Annotated in this window: 22 protein-coding genes; 12 read left to right on the top strand and 10 right to left on the bottom strand. The window is 39.3% G+C overall.

The genetic code is table 11. The features are described 5' to 3' along the window. The first annotated feature begins 428 nt into the window (after positions 1 to 428). The 7 genes from IE056_RS07735 to IE056_RS07705 all read left to right on the top strand — a co-directional run bounded on the left by IE056_RS07735 (position 429) and on the right by IE056_RS07705 (position 9,113). Positions 429 to 1,016, top strand: a complete 588-nt coding sequence (locus IE056_RS07735; RefSeq protein ID WP_189604130.1) for a hypothetical protein — start codon at positions 429 to 431, stop codon at positions 1,014 to 1,016. Between the two features lie 105 nt (positions 1,017 to 1,121). Further along, complete coding sequence (gene trmD / locus IE056_RS07730) at positions 1,122 to 1,799, top strand: tRNA (guanosine(37)-N1)-methyltransferase TrmD (protein ID WP_189604129.1); 678 nt, start codon at positions 1,122 to 1,124, stop codon at positions 1,797 to 1,799. 125 nt (positions 1,800 to 1,924) lie between these two features. After that, the gene (gene rplS, locus IE056_RS07725; protein ID WP_189604128.1) at positions 1,925 to 2,275 is read left to right on the top strand and encodes a 50S ribosomal protein L19; all 351 of its coding nucleotides are present in this window, start codon (positions 1,925 to 1,927) and stop codon (positions 2,273 to 2,275) included. Positions 2,276 to 2,458: 183 nt separating this feature from the next. Next, a complete protein-coding gene (locus IE056_RS07720) occupies positions 2,459 to 3,862 on the top strand; it encodes a S8 family peptidase (RefSeq protein ID WP_189604127.1) in 1,404 nt (467 codons plus the stop codon). A gap of 541 nt (positions 3,863 to 4,403) precedes the next feature. After that, complete coding sequence (locus IE056_RS07715) at positions 4,404 to 6,626, top strand: NADP-dependent isocitrate dehydrogenase (protein WP_189604126.1); 2,223 nt, start codon at positions 4,404 to 4,406, stop codon at positions 6,624 to 6,626. Between the two features lie 378 nt (positions 6,627 to 7,004). Next, the gene (locus tag IE056_RS07710; RefSeq protein WP_189604125.1) at positions 7,005 to 7,949 is read left to right on the top strand and encodes a serine hydrolase; all 945 of its coding nucleotides are present in this window, start codon (positions 7,005 to 7,007) and stop codon (positions 7,947 to 7,949) included. 222 nt (positions 7,950 to 8,171) lie between these two features. Then, positions 8,172 to 9,113 (top strand): LysR family transcriptional regulator, encoded by a 942-nt coding sequence (locus IE056_RS07705; RefSeq protein ID WP_189604124.1) that lies wholly within the window; start codon positions 8,172 to 8,174, stop codon positions 9,111 to 9,113. Between the two features lie 129 nt (positions 9,114 to 9,242). On the opposite strand, the gene IE056_RS18470 is transcribed toward IE056_RS07705, so the two are convergent. The 3 genes from IE056_RS18470 to IE056_RS07695 form a co-directional block, all read right to left on the bottom strand. Further along, positions 9,243 to 9,440: a hypothetical protein gene (locus IE056_RS18470; RefSeq protein ID WP_229793697.1), complete on the bottom strand. Its 198-nt coding sequence runs from the start codon at positions 9,438 to 9,440 to the stop codon at positions 9,243 to 9,245. A gap of 130 nt (positions 9,441 to 9,570) precedes the next feature. Continuing rightward, complete coding sequence (locus tag IE056_RS07700) at positions 9,571 to 10,371, bottom strand: TIGR00266 family protein (protein ID WP_189604123.1); 801 nt, start codon at positions 10,369 to 10,371, stop codon at positions 9,571 to 9,573. A gap of 11 nt (positions 10,372 to 10,382) precedes the next feature. Beyond that, positions 10,383 to 10,841 (bottom strand): DUF4442 domain-containing protein, encoded by a 459-nt coding sequence (locus IE056_RS07695; RefSeq protein ID WP_189604122.1) that lies wholly within the window; start codon positions 10,839 to 10,841, stop codon positions 10,383 to 10,385. Between the two features lie 143 nt (positions 10,842 to 10,984). On the opposite strand from IE056_RS07695, the gene IE056_RS07690 reads away from it, so the two are divergent. The 4 genes from IE056_RS07690 (at position 10,985) to IE056_RS07675 (ending at position 14,221) form a co-directional block, all read left to right on the top strand. Further along, positions 10,985 to 11,485: a DUF4870 domain-containing protein gene (locus IE056_RS07690; RefSeq protein WP_189604121.1), complete on the top strand. Its 501-nt coding sequence runs from the start codon at positions 10,985 to 10,987 to the stop codon at positions 11,483 to 11,485. 140 nt (positions 11,486 to 11,625) lie between these two features. Next, the gene (locus tag IE056_RS07685; protein WP_189604120.1) at positions 11,626 to 11,970 is read left to right on the top strand and encodes a PadR family transcriptional regulator; all 345 of its coding nucleotides are present in this window, start codon (positions 11,626 to 11,628) and stop codon (positions 11,968 to 11,970) included. Beyond that, the gene (locus tag IE056_RS07680; protein ID WP_189604119.1) at positions 11,963 to 13,936 is read left to right on the top strand and encodes a PspC domain-containing protein; all 1,974 of its coding nucleotides are present in this window, start codon (positions 11,963 to 11,965) and stop codon (positions 13,934 to 13,936) included. Before IE056_RS07685 ends, IE056_RS07680 begins: the two co-directional genes overlap by 8 nt. A gap of 96 nt (positions 13,937 to 14,032) precedes the next feature. Then, positions 14,033 to 14,221: a hypothetical protein gene (locus IE056_RS07675; RefSeq protein ID WP_189604118.1), complete on the top strand. Its 189-nt coding sequence runs from the start codon at positions 14,033 to 14,035 to the stop codon at positions 14,219 to 14,221. Positions 14,222 to 14,284: 63 nt separating this feature from the next. Here IE056_RS07675 and trxB read toward each other — a convergent pair whose 3' ends face one another. After that, on the bottom strand, positions 14,285 to 15,253 hold the full coding sequence (gene trxB / locus IE056_RS07670) for a thioredoxin-disulfide reductase (RefSeq protein ID WP_189604117.1): 969 nt from the start codon (positions 15,251 to 15,253) through the stop codon (positions 14,285 to 14,287). Positions 15,254 to 15,454: 201 nt separating this feature from the next. Here trxB and IE056_RS07665 point away from each other — a divergent pair, with 201 nt between their 5' ends. Continuing rightward, positions 15,455 to 16,081, top strand: coding sequence for a trimeric intracellular cation channel family protein (locus IE056_RS07665; RefSeq protein ID WP_189604116.1), 627 nt, complete (start codon positions 15,455 to 15,457; stop codon positions 16,079 to 16,081). A 4-nt stretch (positions 16,082 to 16,085) separates the two neighbouring features. On the opposite strand, the gene IE056_RS07660 is transcribed toward IE056_RS07665, so the two are convergent. From IE056_RS07660 to IE056_RS07635, 6 genes are all read right to left on the bottom strand, one after another. Continuing rightward, a complete protein-coding gene (locus IE056_RS07660) occupies positions 16,086 to 16,973 on the bottom strand; it encodes an NAD(P)-dependent oxidoreductase (protein WP_189604115.1) in 888 nt (295 codons plus the stop codon). A 26-nt stretch (positions 16,974 to 16,999) separates the two neighbouring features. Next, positions 17,000 to 18,541, bottom strand: coding sequence for an acyl-CoA carboxylase subunit beta (locus IE056_RS07655; RefSeq protein WP_189604114.1), 1,542 nt, complete (start codon positions 18,539 to 18,541; stop codon positions 17,000 to 17,002). A gap of 101 nt (positions 18,542 to 18,642) precedes the next feature. Next, positions 18,643 to 20,085 (bottom strand): acetyl-CoA carboxylase biotin carboxylase subunit, encoded by a 1,443-nt coding sequence (gene accC, locus IE056_RS07650; protein ID WP_189604113.1) that lies wholly within the window; start codon positions 20,083 to 20,085, stop codon positions 18,643 to 18,645. 41 nt (positions 20,086 to 20,126) lie between these two features. Next, positions 20,127 to 20,633, bottom strand: coding sequence for an acyl-CoA carboxylase biotin carboxyl carrier protein subunit (locus tag IE056_RS07645; RefSeq protein WP_189604112.1), 507 nt, complete (start codon positions 20,631 to 20,633; stop codon positions 20,127 to 20,129). 1,169 nt (positions 20,634 to 21,802) lie between these two features. After that, a complete protein-coding gene (locus IE056_RS07640) occupies positions 21,803 to 22,822 on the bottom strand; it encodes a cytochrome d ubiquinol oxidase subunit II (protein ID WP_189604111.1) in 1,020 nt (339 codons plus the stop codon). A gap of 2 nt (positions 22,823 to 22,824) precedes the next feature. Further along, positions 22,825 to 24,126 (bottom strand): cytochrome ubiquinol oxidase subunit I, encoded by a 1,302-nt coding sequence (locus IE056_RS07635; RefSeq protein WP_189604110.1) that lies wholly within the window; start codon positions 24,124 to 24,126, stop codon positions 22,825 to 22,827. Positions 24,127 to 24,452: the final 326 nt, after the last annotated feature.

Raw genomic sequence — 24,452 nt, 5'->3', positions numbered from 1 at the left:
AATAATCCTGATCGTGAAAAGGCTGTCTATAAACTTTAAAACGTCCTTCTGATTTTATTCAGAATCTTATTGTCCTTATTTCAATAAGAACCTGAAACCAGTTCAGGTTGACATCAATCGGGTTTTTTAGACAGCCTCTTCTTTACATAAAGTTCTTCCCCGGAAATGAACGGGAAAATTAAAATCACAGCAAAGACTTATGTTCAAGAAAAGACCCGTATTGTAGTTCAGGGATTACCGAATTATTCGCCATAGACCGTTTCTTATTTATCAACACCGAAGTAGATATGCATTTTAATTTCAATAATGCGCTTAAATAGGAATTAGATCATTTTCCATTTCAATTATTTATCATTTTAATTAAGACACCTGGAATAAGAAGTTGTGCTGCTCGTTGTGTAAGGAATAACCATGCAAAAATTTGATCCATGAAAAGGTATATTATTTCCACACTTTCGTTATTACTGGTAACATTTATAGGCCATTCACAATCCACCCCTGCAAATAATCCTATTGACAGGGAATTTTCAGAGCTCATTGAAAACTCCAATAATTTTAAAGGATATAAAGTAGTTGATTTCAACGAATTGACCACGTTACAGGATAAAACTGAAGATTATATTGGTGAGTTGAAAAACGAGATCACTGGTTACGAAGTTTCCTTACAAACCCAGAAAGACACCATAACAAATTTAAAAACTGATTTAGCTAGTGTTCAAAATCAGTTAATAGAGGTAACTGCCGAAAAAGATTCGATCAGTTTCCTTGGAATGCCTTTAAGTAAAAGCACCTACTCTACCGTTATGTGGGGAATCGTGGGGGTTCTTGTACTGGCAGTTGTACTTCTTCTTGCCCGCTTTAAAAGTAGCAATGCCCGCACGAAGGAATCACGCAAAAAGTTGATAGAAACCGAAAAAGAATTTGAAATTTTTAGAGCAAAAGCTCTGGAAAAAGAGCAGCGAATGGGCAGACAACTTCAGGATGAGCGTAACAAGCATATGAAAGTAGCAAAATAAGATCTTAATTTTGCTACTGAATTTCCTGAGAGAAACGACTGCAAAACCTTATTTTTGCACCCCATTGCGGAATTAAATAATTATTCCCGTAGCTAATATTTTATCATGCGAATAGATATCATTACTGTTGTTCCAGATATTCTGAAAAGCCCTTTTGAAGCTTCAATTTTAAAAAGAGCGATTGAAAAAGGCCTTGTAGAGATCCATCTACATAACCTTCGGGATTATGTAACCGATAATTACCGGCAAATTGATGATTATCAGTTTGGCGGCGGAGCGGGGATGGTGATGATGATCGAACCCATTGACAAATGTATCTCGGGCTTAAAAGCAGAAAGAGATTACGACGAAGTAATTTACATGACGCCAGACGGGGAGACTTTAAAGCAAGGAATAGCCAATCAACTTTCCCTGAAAGAAAATATCATTATTCTCTGCGGACATTATAAAGGCGTAGACCAGCGGGTAAGGGAATATTTTGTAACTAGGGAAATATCTGTTGGGGATTACGTTCTCTCGGGTGGCGAACTGGGTGCCGCTATTTTGTGTGATGCCGTTATTCGATTATTGCCGGGTGTTTTGGGCAACGAAACTTCTGCTTTAACCGATTCTTTTCAGGACAATTTACTGGCTCCCCCTATTTATACCAGGCCGGCAGAATATAATGGCTGGAAAGTACCTGAGATATTAACTTCGGGAAATTTCCCGAAAATTGAGGAATGGCGGGAGGAACAGGCTTATGAACGGACTAAAAAGCTACGTCCGGACCTGCTCGAAGAGTAAACAAAAAATAATTAGATTTAGTAGTTTCTACTAAAAATTAATTTTATAATTTTGCAATCGTTTCTGAACCAACCTCTGGCGAAAACCGTGAATGTTGTTTTGGACTTTATTTTAAACCATTACTTATGGAATCCTTAGTTAAATTTGTACAAGACGAATTTGTTACAAAAAAAGATTTTCCGGAATTTTCTGCCGGAGACACTATCACAGTTTATTATGAAATTACAGAGGGCGCCAAGACCCGTACGCAGTTTTTCCGCGGAGTTGTAATTCAAAAAAGAGGAACCGGTTCTTCACAAACATTTACCATTAGAAAAATGAGTGGTACTGTAGGAGTTGAGCGTATATTCCCGTTAAACCTTCCTGCGCTTCAAAAAATTGAAGTTAATAAAAGAGGTAAAGTACGTAGAGCAAGAATTTACTACTTTAGAGAACTTACCGGTAAAAAGGCAAGAATCAAAGAAGCTAGAAGATAATCATCATCTTCAATTTATTTTAAAGAGCTCCAAAAATGGAGCTCTTTTTTTATGGATTAAATAATCTAAACCAGGAGACACCAGCGAATACGCAAATGATATCCTTAAACGTTAAAAATTTCAGCAATAGCAAATTTGTGTTTATATTGGCCTCATTAACAATTAATTAATCCATTCTAAATTATGAAGAAAAATTTTAAGTTACCCAGATTATTAATGACGGTCTTCGCCTTCGGAGTCGTATTTACATCCTGTGAAAAAGAAGAAACCGCTGAAGAAATTGACACTGCAGCCGTTGAATTACAGGAAGCACCTTATAAAAATTATATGGTGATCTCAAAAAGTGATGAACTTACCAAAAGTGTTGAAGACTATCTTAAAACCAGCACCGGAAAAATTATCCGCACAATTCCTGAAATTGGAATCGCTGTAGTTAGCTCCAAAGATGCTGATTTTGTAAAAAACACCTTGAAAAACAGAGAAATCCAGTCTGTAGTACCTGATTATGAAATCAAATGGATTCCTTCAGAAATTACTGCAGAGGCTAATCCCCCAAGTATTGGAGATGATGAGACTTATTTCTCATATCTGTGGGGCATGGATGCCATTGATGCTCCGGAAGCCTGGAATGCAGGTTACACTGGTGAAGGCGCTACTGTTTATATTCTGGATTCTGGCGTTTCCGCAAGCCATCCTGATATTGCACCTAACCTTAATGTTGATCTTTCAATGTCATTTATTGAAGGTGAAGGATGGAACGCAGCACCGGGCTATTCTGCACATGGAACCCATGTAGCCGGTACCGTAGCCGCGGCCGACAATAATATGGGAGTGATAGGAGTTGCTCCAAACGCCGAATTAGTTGCCGTAAAGGTACTTTCTGGAGTGACCGGAAGCGGACCTTTCAGTGCAATAAATCAAGGTATCATTTACGCTGCTAACACCGGTGCAGATGTTGTAAACATGAGTTTAGGAGCTACCTTAAGCAAAAACGGATGGTTAATTGATGCAGATGGAATTCCTTATCACATTCCTGCAGTATACATTCAGGAAGTAATCCGTGCGCAGCAAAGAGCTATAGATTATGCCTTTAGAAAAGGAACAACCGTAGTTGCATCGGCAGGAAATGACGGAGTGAATTACGACGGTAACAGATCTGACGTAAAGATTCCTGGAGGATTGAATAATGTGATCACTGTTTCTGCAACAGCACCAGATGGATGGAATTTTAATCCTGATGCCAACTATGACATCCCTTCAAGTTATACCACTCATGGAAGATCTCTGGTAGATGTAGCCGCACCAGGAGGAGATTTTGATACATTCAATGAAGATGGTTCTGTTCATCATTTTGACTATATTTTGAGTAGTACTCCAACAGGATGGAGCTGGATGTCTGGAACAAGTATGGCAGCACCTCATGTTTCAGGAGTTGCAGCTTTGATTATTGGTAAGAATGGTGGACAAATGGATCCAAGAGAAGTTGCTAAACAAATTGAACAAACAGCAGATCAGATAGATGGTCGTGGCAAAAGCACGTTCTTCGGAAAAGGTCGTGTGAATGCATATCGCGCTGTGACAGAATAACACCTCAAAATACAATATCAAAAGCCCTGTAAATTACAGGGCTTTTTTTATGAGTAAATTTTAAAGTATAAATTTATGATATTTTTATAAGTTTCTGACCTGTAGTTATTTGCATTCATAGATATAATATTGTATATTTAATATAAGAATTTTGAAAGCAGAAAACGTCGCAAGGAGTTTTCCTTTCAATTCTTTGTAAAGCATTTGATCTTTGCATAGTTTTTATCCTTTTAAACAACATCATGCAAACCATGGATGGTTTAATCCGATAAAAACGTTTTTGAAGTATTCAAATTTCAGGGTACTGAGATTTAATTCTTCAAAATGAAATAACACACGTTATAAGATGATGAAAAATCTTATTTAAAGAATGTAAAATTCAACGATAAAGTGTTATTTCAACAGAAGCCATTTCATTATCTTATATAGTGAAATGGCTTTTTTATGCCCTCTGCTTTCATACCATTTAGAGATAATTACCTATGAAAAAAACTTTTAAAATAGTAAATTGCGGTGTATTACCTAAAAATTCAAAAATATAATGACACAGACATCTAAGATTATTTATACTCAAACGGATGAAGCTCCCGCTTTAGCCACCTTTTCCTTTCTTCCCATAGTACAGGCCTTTACCAAACCCGCCAATGTCGATCTGGAAACCAAAGATATTTCCCTGGCTGGAAGGATCCTTTCCCAATTTCCCGAAAAATTAACAGATTCTCAAAAAGTTGCAGATGCTCTTGCAGAACTTGGAGAACTGGCAAAAAAGCCTGAAGCTAATATTATTAAGTTACCAAATATTAGTGCCTCTATCCCACAGCTTAAAGCTGCTATTAAAGAACTACAGGAAAAAGGCTATGACCTGCCCAACTATCCGGACGAGCCTTCCAATGACAGCGAAAAAGAGGTCAAATCTAAATATGATAAAGTAAAAGGTAGTGCTGTAAATCCTGTTTTGAGAGAAGGAAATTCTGATAGACGTGCACCAAGAGCGGTTAAAAATTACGCTAAAAAGAATCCGCATTCCATGGGGAAATGGAGTTCAGATTCCAAAAGTCATGTAGCAACAATGGGCAATGGAGATTTTTATTCCAATGAAAAATCTGTGACTCTTCAGGAAGAAGATACTGTGAGAATTGAATTGAAAACAGCTTCAGGAAATACCGAAATATTAAAAAAAGACCTTCATATTTTAAAAGGTGAGATCATAGATGGCACCTACATGAGCAAAAAAGCTTTGGTAGCTTTTCTTGAAGAACAGGTAAAAGATGCCAAAGAAAAGGGAGTTCTTTTTTCTCTGCATATGAAAGCAACCATGATGAAAGTTTCAGATCCTGTGATTTTTGGGCATGCTGTAAAGGTTTTCTTTAAAGATGTTTTTGACAAATATGCACAAGATTTAAAATCTGCCGGGGCAGATCCAAACAGTGGCCTTGGCGCAGTATTGAGTGCCATCCATACCCTTCCGGAGGACAAACGAAATGCTATAGAAACAGATATTCAGGCCGACCTGAAAGATGGACCTGATGTAGCCATGGTAAATTCAGATAAAGGAATTACAAATCTCCATGTTCCAAGTGATGTGATCATAGATGCATCCATGCCGGCAATGATTCGTACTTCCGGAAAAATGTGGAATGCTGAAGGTAAACCTCAGGATACCAAAGCAGTAATTCCCGACAGCAGTTATGCCGGAGTTTACCAGACTACCATTGAATTCTGTAAAAAGAATGGTGCTTTTGATCCAACCACAATGGGAACTGTACCCAACGTTGGACTCATGGCTCAAAAAGCCGAAGAGTATGGATCTCATGACAAAACTTTCGAAATTCCTGAAGACGGAACTGTACAGGTAAAAAATTCCAAAGGGAATGTTTTAATGGAGCACAGCGTTGAAAAAGGAGACATCTGGAGAATGTGCCAGACAAAAGATGCTCCTGTCCAGGATTGGGTAAAACTTGCAGTGAACCGTGCAAGAGCAACCCAGTGGCCAACCATTTTCTGGTTGGATAAAAACCGTGCTCACGATGCACAGATCATAGAAAAAGTAAATAAATATCTACCCAAAAATGACACTTCCGGACTGGACATACGAATCATGACTCCAGATGAGGCTACTCAGTTTACCTTAGAAAGAGTAAAAAAAGGAGAAAACACTATTTCTGTCACCGGAAATGTATTGCGTGATTATTTAACCGACCTCTTTCCTATTCTGGAATTAGGTACCAGTGCAAAAATGCTTTCTATCGTACCTCTTATGAATGGAGGTGGATTGTTTGAAACAGGAGCCGGTGGTTCTGCCCCTAAACATGTTCAGCAATTTGTGGAAGAAGGGCATTTGAGATGGGATTCCCTTGGTGAGTTTTTAGCGCTGGCTGTTTCCCTTGAGCACATTGGAAGTAAATACAACAATGAGAAAGCCGTAATTTTATCTGAAGCTTTAGATACTGCAACAGAGAAATTCCTGGAAAATGATAAATCCCCATCAAGAAAAGTGAATGAACTGGATAACCGCGGAAGCCATTTTTACCTGGCACTGTATTGGGCAGAAGCTCTTTCCGGCCAGTCTAAAGATACTGAAATGAAAGAGCATTTCTCTTCTATAGCGAAAGAGCTCCAGGACAATGAAAACAAGATCATTGAAGAGCTCAACGGGGCACAAGGCTCTCCTGTAGATATAGGTGGATACTATCAGCCAGTTGAGGAAAAAACCAGTAATGCTATGCGTCCAAGTGAAACGCTGAATACTATTCTAAACAGGTAATTAATATCTGGTAAATTCATTTACCAGGATTACTTCACAAGAGGCTGTCTAAGAGCTAAAATCGTCATTCTGAATTTACTTCAGAATCTTATTATTCCGATTTCCGGAATTGGTTCGAACCTGAAACAAGTTCAGGTTGACGAAAAAAGTGGTTTTAGGCAGCCTTTTTTTTGATTTCAAGATACATTTGAACCAATTGGGCAAAAGTTGCCTTCCTGATGCAGGTTTACTAAATAGTAATCCCTGAATTACACCGGAAGATGCACTTTCAGAAAAATGAAAATACTGGAAAATTCCAAAAAATTTTCGGTTCTATAGAAATCAGAAGATATTTTCCATTCTAATTGTATATTCGTAAGATTATAATCCATTTTAGCTATGCGAATTTACATCTACCCCCTATTTCTGCTCTTTTTCCTGTGCTCAGGTAATTTTAATGAAGTTAAAGCTCAAAAACCTGAGACTGATACTGAATTACAGGAAGCTTTAGTAGAGCTCGCCAAAGACTTTAAAGGTACAGTCGGTATTTATGTCTATCACCTTGCAACAAACAGGGAAGCCGGAATAAATGCAGATTCAGTTTTTCCTACTGCCAGTGTTGTAAAAGTACCTATTCTTACCACCGTGTTTGAAAAAATTGAAAAAGGAGATTATAAATATAATGAACCGCTGCTATACAGGGAAGACAGAACCTATGGTGGATCGGGATTAATGCAGTTTTTCAAGGACAGCACGAACACCGATCTCAGGACTGCTCTTGCCTTAATGATTGGGTACAGCGATAATACCACCGCTTTATGGAGTCAGGAACTGGCGGGTGGCGGTAAAGAGATCAATAATTATATGGCTTCTCTGGGTTTGGAACACACCCGGGTAAACTCACGAACAGAAGGACGGGAGAAAATCTGGGAAAAATTTGGCTGGGGTCAAACTACACCACGGGAAATGGCTTCTTTACTGGTGAAGATGAGAAACGGGGAACTAAGTAGCAAAGCGGCCAGCGAAGAAATGTACCGGTTAATGACCAATAGTTTTTATACAGATTATGCTTTATCCCAGATTCCACCATACATCCAGTCGGCAAGTAAACAAGGAATGGTAAATGATTCCAGATCGGAGCTGGTAATGGTAAATGCAGCCGGTGGGGATTACGTTTTTTACTTCACTACCAAAGACAATGAAGATCAATCCTGGAATTATAATAACGAAGGATGGAAATTGAGCAGGGAGATTTCTGCTTATCTGTGGAATTATTTTGAACCTGATTCCGACTGGAAACCCGCCGTGGGAACCGAAGAACTTACTACAGGGATGCCTTACTAGGCAATAAATATTAAAAATAGTCATACAAAACCGGTTCTCCGGAAATATAAAGTTGCACTTAAAAAATTAAGTTTAAGCATACCTTGCTGATGATAATTTTTTCTCATCGCGCTATTACTGTAGAAAATAATAGGATCTTCAAACTCATAGATACCATACCTAAATTTGTTATTCATCATAGAAAAAAACAATACCTTTGTAAGGTAATTTAAGCCTCAGAATATGACTATAACTCAGTTGCATTATGTTTTAGCCGTTGCAGAACATCAGAATTTTACAAAAGCTGCACAAAAAGTTTTTGTTACTCAGCCTACTCTCAGTATGCAGATCCAGAAACTTGAAGACGAACTGGATGTATTAATTTTCGATCGAAGCAAAAAACCCATAGAACTTACCGAAACCGGAAAAAAAATAGTTCAGCAGGCAAGGAATATTGTAAATGAAAGTGACAGAATTAAGGATATTGTAGATCAGCAAAAAGGCTTTGTGGGAGGCTTATTTCGTCTGGGAATCATTCCCACGGTCATGCCTACTTTACTGCCAATGTTTCTTACCAACTTCATCAAGAAATATCCGAAAGTCCGGTTAAAGATCGAGGAGCTTCACACCGAGGCCATGATCGAAAGACTAAGGGACGGGCACCTGGATGCTGGTATTGCAGCAACACCGCTGGAACTGGATAACATTAGGGAACAACCCTTATACTATGAACCGTTTGTTGGATACATACCCCCTGGGCACAGGCTTCATTCACAGGAAAAACTTACAGTGGAAGAGCTGGATCTGGATGACATTTTACTTCTGGAAGACGGCCACTGTTTTAAAGAAGGAATACTTAATCTCTGTAAATCTACCAGAACTGCTGATGAAGATCGGTTCCAACTGGAAAGCGGTAGTTTTGAAACCATGGTAAAACTAGCAAATGAAGGGCTTGGGATGACTTTACTTCCTTATTTACATACTCTTGACGTAAGAGAGAATGAAAGAGGAAATTTAAGAATGTTTAAAGAGCCGGTACCTGCACGGGAAGTCAGTCTAATTTACAACAAGAGCGAATTAAAAATGCAGATTGTTGAAGCGTTGAGAAATACTATTTCGGGTGTGGTGAAAGGTGCTATTGCATTTCAGAATGTACAGATAATAAGTCCGCTCTCTAAAAAATAAGGTTTAAATTTTATAGATGGATATTTCCGGAAGCATTTCTATGATGCTTTACAACCTCAACATGTGGGTAATGTGAATTGAGCTCAACTATCTAATCCAAAATATTAAAAAGCGGCTAAATGCCGCTTTTTAAGGATTTAAATGGATTAGACACTTATTGAGTTGAGGATTCTGCTGTGTCAAAGTAATTATCCAGAGTTTTAATTCCTCAATTTCGTGAGGTAATAATCTTTCAAATGCTTTTTTGACCTCCTTGCAGAAAAGCGTTACATCAAAACTTACTTTTTGGAGTACCGTTTTGGTGTATTCAAACATCGCTCTCGCCATAATTTGACAATTTTAATTGATAAGTCAGAATTAGGTAATGTTTTAACCTATAGGCTAGAAAGTTATTTTGTTCTTTCTAAATTTAAGAAAAATTTTTCATTTAGAAGAAGATGTTCCCAGATTTCCAATGTTAAAATCTATTATCCCCATCCATCATATTTCCAAACCTGCCAAGTATACTTCCCTCTCCCTTATCATTCCCTCCTCCCTGTGGAGCCGCTGCTAAAATCCTTCCTGCAAGGCGACTAAAAGGCAACGATTGAACATAGACAGTTCCCGGACCTGTCAAGGTAGCAAAGAAAAGTCCTTCTCCGCCAAACAGCGTATTCTTTATCCCGCCCACAAATTCAATATCATAATTCACATCTTTCGTAAAACCTATGATGCATCCGGTATCCACTTTTAATTTTTCTCCCGGCTGAAGTACCTTTTTAGCAGTAGTGCCTCCCGAATGTACGAAAGCTAAGCCATCGCCTTCAAGTTTCTGCATAATGAAACCTTCTCCTCCAAAAAATCCACGTCCCAGTTTCCTGCTGAATTCTACACCAATGGCCACTCCCTTGGCTGCACAGAGAAATGCATCTTTCTGGCAGACAAATTTACCACCGAATTCGGTAAGGTCTATGGGAATTACTTTTCCGGGGTAAGGAGAAGCAAAACTTATTCTTTTCTTGCCTATATCTTCATTAGAGAAGATTGTCATAAACAAACTTTCTCCGGTTAGCAGCCTTTTTCCGGCACCCAGGATCTTTCCGAGGAAACCTTCATTCTGGCTGGAGCCATCTCCAAAAATGGTATTCATGCGTATGCCGTTATCCATCATCATGAAGTTTCCGGCTTCTGCGATTACCGCTTCCTGTGGATCCAGTTCCAGTTCCACATACTGCATCTCTTCACCAAAGATCTCATAGTCAATTTCGTGGGAATTCATATTTTAAAGTTTTATTGGTTCTTCACTTTTACGGTCCACTCAAAATTAAATGTGGAAACTATTACTCCTTCTTCATTCTTTCCGAGAGATTTCATCCAAAAGGTCTGGCCTTCCCCTGTTTCTATACTTTTTTGAATGGCATCCCCTATCAAATTTCCATCCTCACATTCAAAAGAAATTCTTCCGGTAGCTTTTTTGGTAAAAGAAGCATTGTTGTTTTGTACCAGCATCGAAATTTTTTTACCACTATCTTTTATCTTACCCATTACCAAAGCACCGGTACTAAGCTCTGCTGCCATTGCCTGTACGGCAAAGTACATGGAGTTAAACGGATTTTGGTTTATCCAGCGGTGTTTTACTCCGACCCTGCATTTCTCTTCGGAAATTGATTTAATCCTAACCCCGCAAATCCAGGCAGACGGTAATTTAAACATTACAAAAGTGTTCAATTTTTTTATTCCAATAGCCATATATAATTCTAAGTTTCCATAAATGTAGCTAAAAATAAGCGGGTGGAAAATGTTAAATTTTAAAATATTTAAAAATTATATGGTACTATGTGTTGCACACTACTATCTTTTATACATATATTTGTATAAGAAAATATTGGGTTATGGATTCACAGAACAACAAATCGCAGCAAACACTTTCCGGATTAATACATATTTCTACATTTTCGAAATACATCATTCCGTTGGGGAATTTTATTTTTCCACTCATTATCTGGACTACCGGAAAAAATAACCGACTCATTGATCACCATGGTAAGCAGGCACTTAATTTTCAGTTGAGCATCTTCTTTTATATGGTTTTGGTAGCAGGTTGTGGTTTAGCCGGAATTGTAATTGCAGGCTTATCTTCCTCTATAGGTGATTTTTCTTTACCACATGATTTTGTAAGGCTAATAAATATTCCCGAGGCTTTTCCTTTATTAATGATACTTACCATCTCTGCTGTATTGCTACTGGGCCTGTTCATCCTGGAACTTATATGTGTGATTGCCGCCACCATAGCAGCAAGTGAAGGGAAATATTATAAATATCCTTTGACTATAAATTTTATCTCCTCCACGCACGAGGCCGGGGAGCAACCATCCAACAAAGCAACTATTTAAAAATTAACAATACTATCATCAGGTAAAATTCAGGAATCGGCTTTTTACGCATTACTGAAGATGCCGGGAGTTACATCAAATGAATCATCATCAAATCAATCAAAAAATGGACAGTTCAACAACATTCAAAATGAAGACTTATGAAGATTGAAAATACAAAAGCGCAGATGCGTAAAGGAGTCCTGGAATACTGTATTCTTTCGGTATTACGAGATGAAGATGCCTATGTTGCCGAGATACTGGCAACCCTAAAAGACGCAAAACTTCTGGTAGTAGAGGGAACCATTTACCCATTACTAACCAGGCTCAAAAACGCCGGACTTCTTACTTACCGGTGGGAAGAATCCAGCAGCGGACCACCGAGAAAATATTACGGTCTCACAGAAACGGGAAAATTATTCCTTAAAGAACTAACTACAACCTGGGACGAGCTCCAAACGGCTGTAACCATCGTAACCACTCAAAAAAAGAAAAGTCATGAATAAAACAGTAAATATAAATCTTGCAGGCATATTCTTCCATATAGATGAAGACGCTTATGCCAAACTGCAGCATTACCTTGATACCATAAAACGCTCCCTTACCTCTACCCAGGGAAGTGAAGAGATCATTGCAGATATAGAAGCCCGTATTGCTGAATTATTTAGTGAAAAACGGAAAAATGAGCGGTACGTTATTGGCATCAGGGAGGTTGAAGAAGTAATCGCTATCATGGGGCAGCCCGAAGATTACGTACTAGATGAAGAGATCTTTGAAGATGAACCTGCCTACCGGGCTCCCAAGACCAGCAAACAGCTGTTCAGGGATACAGAGGACTCTTATATTAGCGGGGTTTCTTCAGGATTGGGTCATTACCTGGGAATTAGTGCCATCTGGATCCGTTTGATCTGGATCTTACTCGCCATTTTCTCCAGCGGTGGTTTTATCCTTATCTACATCGCCCTCTGGATCTTTGTTCCTGAAGCAAAAACCACTGCCGATAAACTGGCAATGAGGGGTGAACCGGTGACTGTAAGTAATATTGAACGAAAGATCAAGGAGGGTTTCGACGACGTTACCGGAAGGGTAAAAAACGTAGACTACGAAAAGTACGGTTACAAAGCCAGGAAAGGAGCAGATTCTGCAGCAACGGCTGTCGGTAACGTGGTATCCTTTCTTTTGAATCTACTGGTAAAATTTATAGGTATCATCCTGTTATTGTTTGCAGGAACAGTTTTGATCGGGTTGTTTATAGGCCTGTTTTCCGTAGGTACTTTTGGGATCATTGAAGCTCCCTGGACAGACTATATAGAAATGGCAGCCATCGGGGCACCATTATGGCTCCTTTCCCTCCTCACTTTCTTTGCTGTAGGAATTCCGTTCTTCTTCCTTTTCATCCTGGGATTAAAGATCCTTATGAGAAAACTAAGAACTATTGGGACCACCGCAAAATTGGTTTTATTGGCAGTATGGCTGTTTTCACTCATTGGTTTATCTGTTATTGGAATTCAGCAGGCTACCCAAAGAGCATTTGAAGGAGAAGTACTGGTTTCAGAAAACCTCCCTGTTACTTCTGAAGATACCTTATCAATTGAAATGAGATACCATCCAAACTATTCCTCTTTTAGGGATGACGTAAAGATTAGTTATGATGACCAGGACCGTAAGATCATGGTTTCTCACGATGTCAGGCTAATTGTAAAGTCTACTAAAGATTCCACCGGAAGGATTGAAGTGTTGAAATCTGCCGATGGCCGGGACCTGAGAGATGCCCGAACACGTGCCGAAAATATTGAATACGATATGGAATTCAGAAACAACAGACTTATCCTGAATTCTTATTTAACTTCGGAACTGCAAAATCACTTACGTAACCAGGAAGTGCAAATCACCCTGTATTTACCGGTTGGTTCCACTTTGTATGCCGATGATAATACCTACAACTTTCACCGGAATTCTGACTGGTATGGAGATATCCTGAAGAACGGAGATGAAGAAAAATATCTTCTTATTACTGAAGACGGAACAGAGTGCCCCGATTGTCCTGAAGAAGAATATATAGATGAAGAAAGTTGGGAAAATTCAAGTGATGAATGGGAGGAGGAAGACAGCATTCCCGAATCTGAAACAGAATGGGATCAGGAAGTGAACGATACCAGTTCTGCCAACAGAAGCTTCGATTTTTCCCTCAACGATGAGGCAGCAAGTTTAAGGATCACTGCTGAAACCACAAAATCCCAATTAATTCGAATTGCAAAGGAACTTAGTGTAAGGAAAAACATCAATATTGATTTTTCCGGTTCTGCGTTTCAGGAAGATGGAAAGATCAGAAATCTATCCATGGTGGTGGACTGTAACGACGGATTTTCAGGAGAAGCCATGGTTTCAGCATTTCTGTTAAAAAAGAATGATTATGGATTTTCCAGAAATTATCAGGAAAAGAAGAATCCATTTTTCATCGGAAAAATGTAATATTGCTGAAAAACAGCAACTAAGCAAAAATTTCTCTAAAGAAATCTATTTCAGTTAATCTTCTGCAAAAAGAGAAAGAATAAAAATTTAATTGTAATGGCTACTTTATTAAACACTTTATTGGCTGCTCTGTTTCCGGCGCTACTTGCACCAGAACACGAAATGCCTGTAGCTACAGAAATGGAACCTACCATAGAAGTCTCTGTAGTAAGTCAGGAAGAAACCGGAAGTAATGAATACCGGGTTTACTTGTACCCCAAAAGTGAAACATCCTGCCATTCTTAAAATGTAAAGAGGCTGTTTAAAAAGTTTTTAAACAGCCTCTTTTTATATATTTCAGCAGTGTTCTTAAGCTGATACTTCTTCTTTACTTTCAACCGCCGCTAAATAGCGTTCGGCATCCAAAGCAGCCATACAACCCGTTCCGGCAGCAGTAATCGCCTGGCGATATTCTTTATCCTGAACATCTCCACTGGCAAAAACACCCGGAGCATTTGTTTTGGTTGATTTTCCTTTGGTAATAATATATCCGGTTGGGTCCATATCTATTTGACCTTTAAAGATCTCGGTATTCGGCTTATGCCCAATGGCAATAAACAATCCGGTGATCTTAATTTCTTCTCTTTCCCCGGTATTACTATTGATCATTTTTAAACCTTCCACTACCTGCCCCCCTACTACTTCCTCTACTTCGGTGTTAAACTTGAGATCAATATTAGGAGTATTAGCAACCCTATGCTGCATTGCTTTTGAAGCACGCATCTCATCACCTCTAACCAACATGGTCACTTTCGAACAAATGTTTGCAAGATAGGTAGCCTCTTCGGCAGCAGTATCTCCTCCACCAACAATGGCTACTTCCTGGTTTTTATAGAAAAATCCGTCACATACGGCACAGGCAGAAACTCCGCCTCCTCTAAGCTTCTGCTCACTTGGAAGTCCAAGATATTTTGCTGTAGCCCCGGTAGAAATAATCACTGTTTCGGCTTCCACTTCTTTCGCATTATCAACAGTCACTTTGTGAATTCCTCCTACTTCTTTGCTAAAATCAACAGAGGTTACCATCCCGATTCTCACTTCGGTTCCAAATCGTTCTGCCTGCTGTTGTAGCTGTACCATCATGGTAGGACCATCAACACCTTCAGGATAACCAGGGAAATTATCAACTTCAGTAGTAGTAGTCAATTGTCCTCCCGGTTCAAGTCCTGTATACATTACCGGATGCATATCTGCACGGGCAGCATAAATGGCTGCAGTATATCCTGCAGGTCCGGAACCTATAATTAAGCATTTTATTCTTTCGATTTTATCGGCCATAGTAAGTAAAACTTTATTTTTTGTAAAAATAATAACTTTAAGTCACAGTTAAGAGTAAAAACGATTAACTTTTGTTATTGACGAATAGTAGTGTGCAATAAATTTTGACCTGAATCCTGAGGATTTTCTAAATAATAATCCAAATCCTCCTGCTTTGTCACTTTTACCTGTAACTTTGCCGCTCATTTTTACAAACTTAGCATGTCTTTATTCCTTGTTCTCGACATTTTGGGTACGATAGCTTTTGCTACTTCGGGAGCACTAACGGCCATGCATAAAAAGCTGGATATTTTCGGCATTTTCATCATAGGTTTTGTAACTGCCATTGGGGGTGGTACCCTTCGGGATGTTTTGACAGGAAGTACCCCGGTCATCTGGATGGAACAGACCTTTTATATTTACACAATTGGAGTGACCGTGCTTCTAGCCATCTTCTTTAGAAGATACTTAAACCGTCTTAGAAAATCACTTTTTTTGTTTGATACTATTGGACTGGGAGTTTTTACTATTACCGGTGTGGAAACAGGAGTGCAGAATGGGCTAGATCCAATTGTTTCCATTGCTCTCGGCGCCATGACAGGTACTTTTGGGGGGGTGATAAGAGATACTCTTTGTAATGAAATACCGGTGATCTTCAGGAAAGAAATTTATGCCACGGCCTGTATCATTGGAGCTTTAGCTTATGTAATTCTCTATAATGTAGGGGTAAACAGAGACTTTTTATATATCGCTACTTCATTAACTGTAATCACCATTAGGCTTATAGTAGTAAGATACCACATTTCCCTGCCCTCTTTCTATGTCTCTAACGGAAATGAAGAGGAGTGATTAGTTACTTTTTTATATTCTGAAGTACTTTTTCCGACAATCTTTTTTCGGTTTCAGCAGACCAGCCAGCACTTTTCTCTGCTGAAATTACGTTGGTCAACTTCAAAAGCTTCTCATTTAATTCTTTCTTTCCGTCTCCGTCAAAAATGGCAAAACTGGAAGGATCTTTTATCCATTTTTCAAAAGCCGATTCTTCAAATGGCAGCCCCAGAGACGTATTTATCAGGATCTTTCCGGAGCCGAATACATCAAATTCTTGCTTGCTCAGGATCTTTGTATTCTTCGGAAGATGTACAGATAATATTTCCGATTGCTGAAGAAGTTCCTTTAACGGCAGGTATTTAACGCCTTTGGCTTCATAGTCTTTTTTCCGGCTTCGGCTGAAGTAATAAAGATCGGCACCAAATGGCAACAAGCAATCAGCCAACATTTTTCCGGTGGTGCCAAGCCCAATGATCCCAATTTTCCTGCCGGTAAGTTCCAGGGGCATTTCCTTCCATTGATGCTCACCGAATCCATGCAATAACCGAATGATTTCAGAAATAACAAATTCTATAACCCCGGGATCTCCATAATCCCTGATTCCTTTTACAGTAATACCTTGTTCCCTGGCAAAAGTCACCGCAACATTTGCAGATGCATCATCATACAAACTGCAGCACATCCCAATATATTTTATGGAAGGACACTGCTTAATAATTTCTTCGGAAAGTTCTGTTTGCCATGAAATCAATACTGCTTCGGCATCTCCAATGCGACTGATTATCTCCTCCGCTGTTTCAGGATAATCGTTGTACACTTCAATCTCCTGCTCACTTAGCTGTTGCAATTCCTCCAGTGCCCATTCCTGAAGTTTGGTATGGTCCAGGCAAACGATCTTGTTAAATTTCATTCAGTAAATTTCAATTCCAGATATTTCTACAGCGGAATATTCCCGTGTTTTCTATTAGGACGTAGAACTTCTTTGTTCTCAAGCATACTAAAACTTTTCAACAATTTTCTTCGGGTATCCCTGGGCATAATAACTTCATCAATGAATCCGCGTTTTGCCGCTTCAAAAGGATTTGCGAACAATTCTGCGTATTCAGCTTCTTTTTCAGCTAATTTCTGTTCTGGATCTTCGGCATTCTTTATTTCCTTTCTAAAGATGATCTCACTGGCACCTTTTGCACCCATCACCGCTATTTCAGCAGTTGGCCATGCAAAATTAAGATCGGCGCCAATATGTTTTGAATTCATCACATCATACGCACCACCGTAGGCTTTCCGTGTAATCAAGGTAACTTTTGGTACGGTAGCTTCACTCAGCGCATATAACAGTTTTGCACCGTGTAAAATGATCCCGTTCCACTCCTGATCTGTTCCCGGAAGAAATCCCGGTACATCCACCAGCACCAGCAACGGAATATTGAAACAATCACAGAAACGCGTAAAACGGGCAGCTTTCCTGGAACTGTCCACATCCAGAACTCCCGCCAGGCTCATTGGCTGATTCGCCACGATTCCAATACTTCTCCCGCCCAGTCTGGCAAAACCGACAATGATATTATTTGCATAATTTTTATGGATCTCGAAAAAGGAATCCTCATCAATAATTCCTTTGATCACCTCGTGCATATCATAAGGCTTGTTGGAACTATCAGGAATTATTGTTTCCAGAGCTTCCCGATGTTCATCTCCGGGCTGAAAAGGAAGTTTATCGGGCGTATGTTTGTTACTCTGCGGAAGATAACTCAGCAGTAATTTTATATCCTCAAGACATGCAATGTCATTGGTGGAAGTAATATGAGTGACGCCCGATTTTGTGGAGTGCGTGCTTGCACCTCCCAGTTCTTCGGAAGTTACATTTTCATTGGTCACCGTTTTCACTACGTTGGGCCCGGTAACAAACATGTAGCTGGAATCTTCCACCATCAGGGTGAAATCTGTTATCGCAGGAGAATATACTGCACCCCCGGCACAAGGCCCCATGATGGCGGAGATCTGCGGAATTACCCCGGAAGCTTTCTGGTTACGGTGGAAAATCTCGGCATAACCACCCAAAGATTTTACCCCTTCCTGAATCCTTGCTCCGCCAGAATCATTCAATCCTATGACCGGTGCGCCCACTTTCATGGCATGATCCATTACTTTACAAATCTTTTCGGCATGAGTTTCAGATAAAGCCCCTCCAAAAACGGTAAAATCCTGCGCATATATATAAACAAGGCGCCCGTGAATGGTTCCGTAGCCGGTAACGACACCGTCGCCATAGAATTTCTGTTTATCCATTTCGAAATCTGTAGTTCGATGCGTTACCAAAATCCCGATCTCTTCAAATGAACCTTCATCCAGAAGATATTCAACCCGTTCCCGTGCTGTTAATTTCTTCTTCTCGTGCTGCTTCGCAATTCTTTTTTCACCACCACCCAAATGAGCCTGGGCAATTTTATCTTGTAGTTTTTGTATATTTTTACTCATATAATTGCTTCTGAATAATTTTCACCAAAAAATATCTGAACGTAGTCCCAAATCTGCTGAAACCATTTCAGGTCTGGAATTTTATATTTTTTAACTGGTTTTTAATTTATGGGTAATCTCAACTGCTCCTGATCTTTTAGATATTGCCTTAAAGCTATTATGGCAGCCATTTTCGCTTCATCTTCTATTTCTGATTTTAGCATTATGGCAGAATAATACTTCTTCACAAAATGAGTATCAAAATTACCACTGCGAAAAGCTTCATGCTCAAAAACAAATTTTCCGAAAGGCAGGGTGGTCATCACTCCCTCTACTTCATAGGCTTTAATAGCTTTGATCATTAACTCTATCGCCTCTTCCCTGTTCTTACCATACGTAATAAGCTTGGCCAGCATAGGATCATAATGAATAGGAACTTCCATACCTTCTTCAAAACCATTGTCCACTCTTATACCTTCCCCTTCCGGAATCCGGTAGCGTTCCAAATTTCCCACGCTTGGCAGAAAATCATTTAGAGGATCTTCAGCATATACCCTTAGTTCGACTGCATGTCCATTTATCTTTAAATCATCCTGAGAGAATTTCAGTTTTTCACCCCGGGCTACTTTTATTTGTTGTTCTACCAGGTCAATTCCGGAGATAAATTCGGTCACTGGATGTTCCACCTGTAACCGGGTATTCATTTCCAGAAAGTAAAAATTTTTGTCATTGTCCAGCAAAAACTCCACGGTACCGGCACCAACATAGTCACAGGCTTTTGCCACCTTAATCGCGGCTTCTCCCATCTTTTTACGAATTTCTTCGGTAAGCACAACAGACGGGGCTTCCTCTACCACTTTCTGATGACGCCGCTGAATGCTACATTCTCTTTCGAAAAGATGCACAAAATTTCCATGGGTATCTGCCAGGACCTGGATCTCAATATGCCGGGGAGAACTTATATATTTCTCAATAAAAACGGATCCGTCGCCAAAAGCCGATTCGGCTTCACTAATGGCCCGCTTCATTTGGTCACCAAGTTCTTTTTCTTCTTCCACAATGCGCATTCCCTTTCCACCGCCACCTGCAGATGCTTTTATGAGAATTGGAAATCCGATCTCTTTCGCTATTGACCTGGCCTTTTCTACATCTGTAATTGCTTCATCAATCCCCGGAACCATTGGGATATCGTATTTTTTCACTGCATCCTTAGCGGCAAGTTTGCTTCCCATGACGGTTATAGCCTTTGAACCGGGACCTATAAACGTAATACCGCTTTTCTCCACTTCTTCCGCAAAGGAGGCATTTTCACTCAGGAATCCGTATCCGGGATGGATACCGTCAACGTTCAATTCTTTAGCAACCTGAATGATCTTTTCGCCTTTAAGGTAGGATTCATTTGATGCAGCTTCTCCAATAAGAACCGCCTCATCTGCAAACTTTACATGCGGCGCATTCCTGTCGGCTGTAGAGAAAATGGCAACTGTTTTTATTCCCATTTTCTGAGCTGTTTTCATTACCCTTAAAGCAATTTCACCCCGATTTGCTACTAATATTTTCTTCATATAATTAATGCTGAATTCAGATTTGATGTTTTACAATCACATTATTCATTTCCCTCTGCCGGATCATCCATTTCAATCAATAACTGATTTTTCTCTACTGTTTGCCCAACTTTAACCGTAACAGATTTCACTATGCCATCTCTTGGAGCTGTTAAAGAATTCTCCATTTTCATAGCCTCCAGAACGAGCAGATAATCTCCTTCTTTTACCTTCTCCCCTTCCTTAACGTTCACATCAAGGATGAGCCCAGGCATAGGTGCTTTTATATTATTGATCACCTGCGATGCTCTTATCGATAATCCCATTTCTTTGATCAAAAGATCCAGTTCGTTGGAAATTTCAATTTTATATGTAGAGGAGTTGATCTTTACTTCATACTCCCTTTGAAGAAAATTCGATTTGAGGATCTGGGCTTCAAAAGACCGACTGTCCTTTAAAACGTGATAGGTTGAAGATGTAGTGGCACGGGCATCTAAAGCAGCAATTTCTTCTGTGGTGAATTCGTATTCAAAGGACTCATTTACCCTCACTTTAAATCTTTTTTCCATAGCTTTTTATAAAGGTTATTTTTTAGGTCTTTTTGTAAATATAAAAAATTAAACCAGATATTTTTTCGAAACCTTCAGTCACCCCCAGTGAATTGGGCTGGTTTACAGTGAAATCAGCAATTTTGAGGATACCTCAAAAATTTCACCGAAGTTAAAAATATGTTAATATAGTACTATTTTATACACAGTACTGTAACAAACCAACAAATGAACAGTCTATTAAATATAAGCATCACTTAACTATTAAACTTCTAACTATGAGAATTTTACACAATATCTTCGAACATCAAGACATTTTTAATGAAGGAAGTCTTACCCCTCACAGATTCATTCTCAATCAAAGAGTTTTAGAAAGATCTATTTGGAATCCTAAAATGCGATTATCCTTTTAAGCTTATAATAAATAACTTTTAAAATCAGCCATCATGAAAATTATCGAGAAAAGACATTTCCTGAACACCACTTCCTCTAACAGGGATAACTGGGAAAGCAGAAGACGGTACACCAACTAATCCGCAGTAAAAATTCATCAATCATCAAAAAATCAACATCATGAAAACTAACGAAAAAAAACACTTTTTGAATACCTCCTCATCCAGAAAGCATAGCTGGACCACCAAAAGACGGTACGTACACTTGTCAGGAGTAAAAAATTCATCAATCACTAAAAAATCAACATCATGAAAACTAACGAAAAAAAACATTTCCTGAACACTACATCTTCCAAAAAGGACAACTGGGAAAGCAGAAGACGTTATACCAATTAATTCTGAAGAAAAAAATCATCAATCATCAAAAAAAGAACATCATGAAAACCATCGAGAAAAAACACTTTATGAATACGTCCTCTTCCAGGAAAGATAACTGGACTACCAAAAGACGTTACGCTCACTAATCGCATACAGGCGCGCCCGTATCGAGGGATCAAAGAAACTTAAAAATTAGAAATTATGATCACAGTTGGATTAATTATCGAAAATTGCTATGTCCTAAAGGAAGGAGGAAGAACCCATCGAAGACATTTTATGAACCAGAAATCATCACACAGATACTGGTGTAACAGAAAAAGTTATACCCATTAATTAAAATCCTGAAAGAGATGAATTATTTAGAGAAATAAGCCGGCACAAAAAAAAGTTCCGGCTTTTCAATTCCTACTTTTTTTCACGCTACTTCTCCAAGACCTTGATCATTTTAAATGATTTCATTAAATGAAAAAGCCCCGGAAGGATGAAAAATCCTCCAATTAGCAGCATAATCGCCAGATTCTGAATAACAGCATCTGGAGCCACCCCTTCCAGAAGACTCAGTTCCTTATTTTGGGTAATGATGATGTACGGGAAATGTGCCACCAGGGCTGCAAAAAGCACCAACACGACCTGGAATCCGGCTAAATATCGGCTTCCTATCCTGTTCTCATTCCTGATGAACCTCCATAACGGAAAAAGCAAAATACCTGATAAAACTACGGCCCCAATGGAGATTGGATTATGGATAAAATCCTGAATGAAAGTTACATCATTTAAATATCCATAACCAATTAAAAGGAATCCAATGACCACAAGGACGATGGTAAACATAGCTGATTTACGGCTAAAGATATTTCTGGTCTCTCCTACGGTCTCCCCAATTAGTAAGGTGGACGCCAGGAAAGCACAAAGTGCCGCATAAAATAATCCGACTAGGAATGTGAAAATATTCAGCCACGGCGTCATAAAAATATCAGCGAAATGGACTTCAGAATAATCATCAGTCAAAAATATTTCCCCTCCTATTAAGGCTCCGAAAGACATTCCGAGGAAAACCGGAGTAATAAAACTTGAAATCCGGAACATCCAGTTGTACAGTACCTGCGACTTATCAACGACGGCATCATAATGCCTGAAAATAAATGCCACCCCACGCATGGTTATACCCAATAAAACCAGCGTAAACGGAATATGAAGGTATACAATGATCACATTAAAATACACTGGAAAGGCAATCCATAAAATAACAATTAGAATAATAAGCCAAATATGATTGGCTTCCCAAATTGGACCCATAACCCTGTAGATCGTTTCACGGGTAATATTTTTGTTCTTTTTGGAGGTAAAAAGTTCCACAATTCCGGCACCAAAATCGGCACCTCCCAGCAGCACATAGAGAAAAAAGGAGAAAAGGAGAAAGAATAAAACGACGTACAACATAGCTATTCTTTTGAAGTATTTAATGCTTTAATTTGCCTGTTCATTAACCAGGTGACAGTGAGGGCAAGGATAATGTACACCATGAGATACATATAAAAACTGAATTTCATTCCCGGCATTGGGGTTACTGCATCTTTAGTCTTCATAATTCCATGAATGATCCAGGGCTGGCGCCCCACTTCAGTTACCACCCAGCCTGCTTCAATGGCTATGAACCCCAGCGGAGCCAAAAATATAAAGAACAACCAGTATACTTTTTTGTTCAGCCAGGATTTCTTCTTTAAACTAATGAAGTAAATAATACCCGCCAGCATTAATAAACTTCCTATTCCCACCATGATCTGGAAGGCATAATGAACAATAGCTACCGGCGGAAGTTCATCATCGGGAAAATCATTCAGCCCAACAACTTCTGCATCAAAATCCCCAAAAGCCAGAAAGGAAAGCGCTTTCGGAATCTCTATCTTATGAGACACAAGTCGGTTTTCTTCATCCACAATTCCTCCTATATATAAGGGAACTCCTTTCTCGGTAACGTAATGGGCTTCCATAGCCGCCAGTTTCACAGGTTGTCTTTCGGCAACATCCTTGGCCGAAAGATCTCCGCTTAACGGCTGCAAAAGGGCTGCAACGGCTCCAAAAACAATGGCAATCTTAAATGCTTTTTTATGCAGATCAACTTTTCTGTTTTTGAAGATCTGAAAAGCATGCACTCCCGCCACTCCAAAACTGGTGGCTACAAATGCTGCCAGGGTCATATGCAGCGCCTGGGTAAACCATGCCGGATTCAAAAATGCCTGCACCGGATCTATGTTGGTGAATTCCCCGTTGATGTAATCAAATCCTGATGGGGCGTTCATCCATCCATTTGCCGATACCACCAGGATCCCGGAGGCCACTCCTGAGATTCCGATAATGATTCCGGTAAACCAGTGAAACTTTTCAGGGATCTTGTTCCATCCATAAAGGTAAAATCCCAGAGCAATGGCTTCAATGAAAAATGCGGCACCTTCCAGGGAGAAAGGCATTCCTATAATAGGCCCGGCATGCTTCATAAATTCCGGCCAAAGCATCCCGAGTTCAAAAGAAAGAGCGGTCCCTGAGACCGCTCCTGTAACAAAAAATATGGCAACACCTTTTTGCCATGATTTCGTAAGTTGTAGATAAATTGGATTTCGTGTATTCAGCCACTTTTTATGAGAAACTACCATAAAGAAAGGCATGACCATCCCAATGCAGGCAAAAATGATATGAAACCCTAAGGTAAATGCCATTTGCAGCCTCGCATAATCTAAATTTTCCATGTAAATAAATTAAATTAGCAGCAGCAGATTTTACGCCTGCCGACTTCTGCTTTTATCCACGTATAAATTTAAGAAAAAAACCTTCTTTAACCTCTATTTCGTGCTGCATATTCCATTTTCAACCCACCAAACCTTTCCTTTGAAATTTTTACTCGAAATCATCCCGACACGGTACAATTAGAATTCCTAATCTAGATTAAAATTAAAACAAGCATAGAACCAATGGTTTGTGCATCTTATTTCCCAAGAAAGGACTCTCCTAACTAAAATATCCTTATGATTTCCGTTTAATAAACCGCCGCTTCGGAAAATTTTAAAGCAGACTT

The organism is Salinimicrobium marinum (assembly GCF_014651535.1).
Classification (GTDB): domain Bacteria; phylum Bacteroidota; class Bacteroidia; order Flavobacteriales; family Flavobacteriaceae; genus Salinimicrobium; species Salinimicrobium marinum.
Note: the sequence above shows the minus strand (reverse complement) of the source record. Positions and strands in the feature narration are given on the sequence as shown.

Coding starts and splice junctions, on each gene's coding strand:
- IE056_RS07735 (WP_189604130.1), top strand. CDS start 429: ATGAAAAGGTATATTATTTCCACACTTTCGTTATTACTGGTAACATTT.
- trmD (WP_189604129.1), top strand. CDS start 1,122: ATGCGAATAGATATCATTACTGTTGTTCCAGATATTCTGAAAAGCCCT.
- rplS (WP_189604128.1), top strand. CDS start 1,925: ATGGAATCCTTAGTTAAATTTGTACAAGACGAATTTGTTACAAAAAAA.
- IE056_RS07720 (WP_189604127.1), top strand. CDS start 2,459: ATGAAGAAAAATTTTAAGTTACCCAGATTATTAATGACGGTCTTCGCC.
- IE056_RS07715 (WP_189604126.1), top strand. CDS start 4,404: ATGACACAGACATCTAAGATTATTTATACTCAAACGGATGAAGCTCCC.
- IE056_RS07710 (WP_189604125.1), top strand. CDS start 7,005: ATGCGAATTTACATCTACCCCCTATTTCTGCTCTTTTTCCTGTGCTCA.
- IE056_RS07705 (WP_189604124.1), top strand. CDS start 8,172: ATGACTATAACTCAGTTGCATTATGTTTTAGCCGTTGCAGAACATCAG.
- IE056_RS18470 (WP_229793697.1), bottom strand. CDS start 9,440: ATGGCGAGAGCGATGTTTGAATACACCAAAACGGTACTCCAAAAAGTA.
- IE056_RS07700 (WP_189604123.1), bottom strand. CDS start 10,371: ATGAATTCCCACGAAATTGACTATGAGATCTTTGGTGAAGAGATGCAG.
- IE056_RS07695 (WP_189604122.1), bottom strand. CDS start 10,841: ATGGCTATTGGAATAAAAAAATTGAACACTTTTGTAATGTTTAAATTA.
- IE056_RS07690 (WP_189604121.1), top strand. CDS start 10,985: ATGGATTCACAGAACAACAAATCGCAGCAAACACTTTCCGGATTAATA.
- IE056_RS07685 (WP_189604120.1), top strand. CDS start 11,626: ATGAAGATTGAAAATACAAAAGCGCAGATGCGTAAAGGAGTCCTGGAA.
- IE056_RS07680 (WP_189604119.1), top strand. CDS start 11,963: ATGAATAAAACAGTAAATATAAATCTTGCAGGCATATTCTTCCATATA.
- IE056_RS07675 (WP_189604118.1), top strand. CDS start 14,033: ATGGCTACTTTATTAAACACTTTATTGGCTGCTCTGTTTCCGGCGCTA.
- trxB (WP_189604117.1), bottom strand. CDS start 15,253: ATGGCCGATAAAATCGAAAGAATAAAATGCTTAATTATAGGTTCCGGA.
- IE056_RS07665 (WP_189604116.1), top strand. CDS start 15,455: ATGTCTTTATTCCTTGTTCTCGACATTTTGGGTACGATAGCTTTTGCT.
- IE056_RS07660 (WP_189604115.1), bottom strand. CDS start 16,973: ATGAAATTTAACAAGATCGTTTGCCTGGACCATACCAAACTTCAGGAA.
- IE056_RS07655 (WP_189604114.1), bottom strand. CDS start 18,541: ATGAGTAAAAATATACAAAAACTACAAGATAAAATTGCCCAGGCTCAT.
- accC (WP_189604113.1), bottom strand. CDS start 20,085: ATGAAGAAAATATTAGTAGCAAATCGGGGTGAAATTGCTTTAAGGGTA.
- IE056_RS07645 (WP_189604112.1), bottom strand. CDS start 20,633: ATGGAAAAAAGATTTAAAGTGAGGGTAAATGAGTCCTTTGAATACGAA.
- IE056_RS07640 (WP_189604111.1), bottom strand. CDS start 22,822: ATGTTGTACGTCGTTTTATTCTTTCTCCTTTTCTCCTTTTTTCTCTAT.
- IE056_RS07635 (WP_189604110.1), bottom strand. CDS start 24,126: ATGGAAAATTTAGATTATGCGAGGCTGCAAATGGCATTTACCTTAGGG.